Origin of the sequence: Mycobacterium sp., assembly GCF_032162605.1 — a bacterium.
GTDB lineage: Bacteria > Actinomycetota > Actinomycetes > Mycobacteriales > Mycobacteriaceae > Mycobacterium.
In genome coordinates, this window is record NZ_JAVROT010000363.1 from 1 (window position 1) to 4,040 (window position 4,040).

2 protein-coding genes and 2 pseudogenes are annotated in these 4,040 nt (G+C 67.9%); 1 reads left to right on the forward strand and 3 read right to left on the reverse strand.

Annotated features, from left to right (window positions below; translation table 11 throughout):
- Positions 1–62: 62 nt before the first annotated feature.
- Both QOI01_RS20500 and QOI01_RS20505 read right to left on the reverse strand, forming a co-directional pair.
- On the reverse strand, positions 63–2,693 hold the full coding sequence (locus QOI01_RS20500; RefSeq protein WP_526384174.1) for an ATP-binding protein: 2,631 nt from the start codon (positions 2,691–2,693) through the stop codon (positions 63–65).
- Positions 2,694–2,812: 119 nt separating this feature from the next.
- A pseudogene (locus QOI01_RS20505) lies at positions 2,813–2,998 on the reverse strand (alpha-hydroxy-acid oxidizing protein); the annotation flags it as partial.
- Positions 2,999–3,233: 235 nt separating this feature from the next.
- On the opposite strand from QOI01_RS20505, the pseudogene QOI01_RS20510 reads away from it, so the two are divergent.
- Positions 3,234–3,613 (forward strand): annotated as a pseudogene (locus QOI01_RS20510) (transposase); the annotation flags it as partial.
- Between the two features lie 96 nt (positions 3,614–3,709).
- Here the strand turns inward: QOI01_RS20510 and QOI01_RS20515 are convergent.
- Positions 3,710–4,040 (reverse strand): response regulator transcription factor (locus QOI01_RS20515; protein WP_526384176.1); only part of this gene is annotated, 331 nt, incomplete at its 5' end.

Here is a 4,040-nt window from a genome sequence, read left to right on the forward strand (position 1 = left end):
CAGCATTGCTGCCACGATCGACTGCCAGGTGTATCCCGCGTTGGCCAGGTCGCCACCCGCGATCAGTTCGTCCCGGGCCCGCCGACCAGGGTGGGGCCGGGGCCGTGCTCGAGCCAGATCCTCAGCGCTTCCAGACTCAGCCAGGCGTTCGTCGCGTGGTCGGCGACGAAGTAGGTTGCCGGTAGGACCGCGTTGATCAGACGCGCCGCGGCGATCAGCCGGGGTTCGGTGACGTCGCTGCGGGCCAGATCGTCCGCGGCCTGGGTCTCCAACCACCGGTACAGATGGCCGAACTGGTCGTCGAGTTCCATCGGCAGCCGGTCGGCGGCAGGGACGGTGATGTCGAGCTCGCGAAGCGAGTTCAGGCCAAGTCCGATCGCGTCGGTCAGGCGGCTGCGCTGAGTGAGGCTTAGCACCTGCACCACCGTCGCGTCCGCGCGCTGAGTCGCCGTGGTGCATAGCCCCTCGATGGTCCGGTAGACCTCGTCAGCCTCATCGAGGCGCCCGATGCCGTACAGGGCGGCGTGGCGGCCGGTGTGCACTTCGACGAGCAAGGCCGTCTCGTCGCCCGGGTCGATCAGCCGCAGCGCACCGGCAAGCAGCGCGTTCACCAGGGAGTAGTCGCCGGTCAACGTGGCCTGCTCCGCGGCGCGGCGCAACAGCCCCACCACGCGACGTTGCTCGTCGTCATCGTGGACCGCGTCGACCACCGGCAGGTACTGTTCCGCTGCCACGGCGAACAATTCCGGCACCACGGCGAGGCGGCGCGCCATGGTCAGCTGCAGGGTGTGGCGCCGGCCGGGGTTCAGCCGGCCCAGGATCACCTCTCGGGTGCGGTCGTGACGGAACCGGACCGCCTGGTGCGCACCGGGTTCCACGACCAGAAGGCCCTCGTCGAGGGCGGGGGCCAGCGCCTGTTCCACGCCGCTCGCGGGTTCACCGGTCGCCGTCTGTAGCAGGCTCAGCTCGGCGCGCCCGCCAAGACACGCCATCGCCTCCACCATCGCCCGGGACGTCGGCGGCATGGCATCGACGCGCGCTGCCAGCATCCCCGCGACGTCGCGCAGGCCCAGGTGAGCGCGCACGGCCGACTCGTCCGATCGCCACCCGGTGGACGTTGCGGTCAGCAGGCCGTCGCGGCGCAGCGCGTTGAGCAGCTCCACCGTCTCGTAGGGGTTACCGGACGTGTACGGGTTGATCACCTCGGCCAGGGCGGCCGCCGCGGCCTGGTCCAGGTGGAGCATCTCGGCGACCATGGCGACCGAGCCCGATACCGGCAGGTTCTTCAAGCGAAGCGGTTGTAGTCCCGCCTGCTGACCCCAGCGCGTCACCATCGACGACAGTGGATGCTGTGCGTCGAGGCCTTCTTCGCGGTAGGCGCCCACCAACAGCAGGCCCTGCACCTGCTGCTCACTGAGCACGAGGTCGACGACGGCGAGCGGCGTGCGTCCAGCCCACTGCAGGTCGTCGATGAACAACACCACCGGCCGTTCCGGGGAAGCGATCGCGCGCAGCAGTTCCACCGCCGCTCGCTGTGTCCGAACCTGCGCGGTCAACGGGTCGCCCGGATCGGGGGGCACCGCCAGCAGCGCCGCGAACTCCGGCAGCATCGCGGTCAGCAGACCCGCGTTGGGGCCGACCGCTCCCAAGATCCTGTCGCGTAGCTGCACCAGCGCATCCTCCGGCTCGGCCAGCAACAGCCGGCCCAATCCGCGCAGCGCCTGATGGACCGCGTCGAACTCCAGGTCCCGCCGATACTGGTCGAACTTGCCGGCGACGAACCAACCGTCACTGCTGGTCACCACCGGCCTAAGCTCGTCGACCAGCGCCGTCTTACCAACCCCAGGCGGCCCACTAACCAGCACTCCACGACACCGGCCCGCCAGCACGTCATCGAACGCCGCCTTTAGCGCTGCCACCTCGTCGTCGCGTTCGACCAACCGCGACGGAGGTAGCAGCCGGACAGGATAATCATGCTCGCCGACCCGCGGCGCGGTCGCCGCCGGACGTGACGGTGCCTCGCGCAACCACTGCAGGTCGTAGACGACCCCGTCGGCGGTCTGATACCGGTTGTCGGGTTCCTTCTCCAGTAGGTGCACGATGATGTCGCACAGCCGCCCCGGAAGGGCGGGGTTGACCTCGGCCGGAGGCGTGGGCACACGCGCCAAGTGATCATGGGTGAGCCGCAACGGGTCGCCGGAACCGAACGGCGGCTCACCGGTTGCCAGCTCATAAAGCGTCGCGCCGAGCGCATACAGATCGGCACGCTGATCCACCAGCCGGCCGGTGCGACCGGTCTGCTCGGGCGCCAGATACGCCAGCGTCCCAGCGATCTCGGTGTAGTGGGTGGAATCGGGACGGACCTCAGCGAACGACGTTGCCAACGCGAAGTCCACCAGGCTCGGGGCGCCTGCGCGCGAGACCACGATGTTCGCAGGCGTGATGTTGCGGTGCATCACACCGCGTCGGTGCATCCTCGCCACTGCCGCCGCCAACTGCACCGCAAGCCCGATCAAGTCATCAACGGCGAGGAGCTTCGCCGGCCCCGCCAGGCTTGTGCCACCGACGTCGACCAGCACGATCGACCCCGGGTAGCGCGGTGCCTCCGCCAGTTGCGCCACGCCCTCAACACCGCGCAGCCGCTCTAGGATCGCCACCTCGTGCCGCAAGCGGTGTTGGGCATCCGGCCCCAACGGCTCCTTACGGATAACCGTGCCTCCAGCGCTGGACTCCCTAGTGACGCGCGTGCGCTCGCTTTCGTGCATTACGTCGGCTCCAACGGATGGGCCCCGGCTCGGCAGCATCCCTCCGTCGCCATTGCTGTGGCGACATCGGAGCCGCTGCGCACGCCGGAGTCGAGCAAAACCGCCATCCCGTCGGCAGCCTCGCAGACGCCGGGCAGCCCATGAAGGGCAGGCAACCCGCCATTGGCCTGGCGCCCGCCATGGTTGGGGCAGTAAAGCCCACCGACGCCATAGTCTTTGGCCCTACGCACGTCGAAGTAGATGTCGAACTGGTGGTCGCCGTACAGCGGGTCGGTCATGGGTCACCCCTTGTATCGCGAACCGTTGCCTACTGACTACATTCTGTTGAGGAGAAGCGCGTGGGTCTTGCGTCAAATGACGCGACTCGCTGACGTGGCACGCCACTGGTGGTGTGATCAGCATCGCCGACGGGTTCACCGCATTGGTCAGCGGTGAATTCGACCGAGCATGCGCTCGATTCGAAGAGGCCGTGCCCTGGACCGCAACCAGGCATCACTGCCGACGATCACGGGCCGCGCTCAGACGATGACCCACGATTACAAGCGGCACGGCACCACCACCTTGTTCGCCGCCCTCGACGTGCTCACCGGACAGTGTCTGCCCCGGCACCGTCATCAGGGGTTTGTGAAGTTCCTGCGCACCATCGATCGCAAGTTTCCCAAGGAGTTGAGGATTCACCTGATCGTCGACAACTACGAACACCCCACCGCGCGGGTCTGGCTGGCTAAACATCCCCGGTTCCAGCTCCACTCACCCCGACTTCACCGTCGTGGCTCAATCTCGTCGAACGCTGGTTCCGCGAGCTGACCCACAAAGCATTGCGGCGCGGGGTATTCCGAAACGCTCCACTCGGAGGGTTGCCATCGGTGCCACAAATTCGCCCGCCTTCAGCGCACGCTCCTGCCGGTGGCGTGCGCGCTGACTCCGGTCGGTCGCGTCCGGTTTCAGTGATCCTCGCTGGGGGGCACCGAGGCGAGCGCGTCGCGCAATGCTGCCCGAGTGGCAACGCCAAGTTTGGGAAACGCTCGATGCAGGTGACCACCGACCGTCCGCGGAGACAGGAACAAGCGCTCGCCAATCTGCTTGTTGGTCAGGCCCGAAGCGGCCAACAAAGCGATCTCCCGCTCCTGGGCGGTCAGCGGCGCCAGCGCGTAGCAGTCGACGCGCGGTTTGGACTGGCCGGTGGCCCGTAGCTCGCTGCCCGCTCGACTCGCCCACGGCCGGGCACCCATGCGTTCGAACGCCTCGATCGCGGCCGTCAGTTGCACCCGGGCT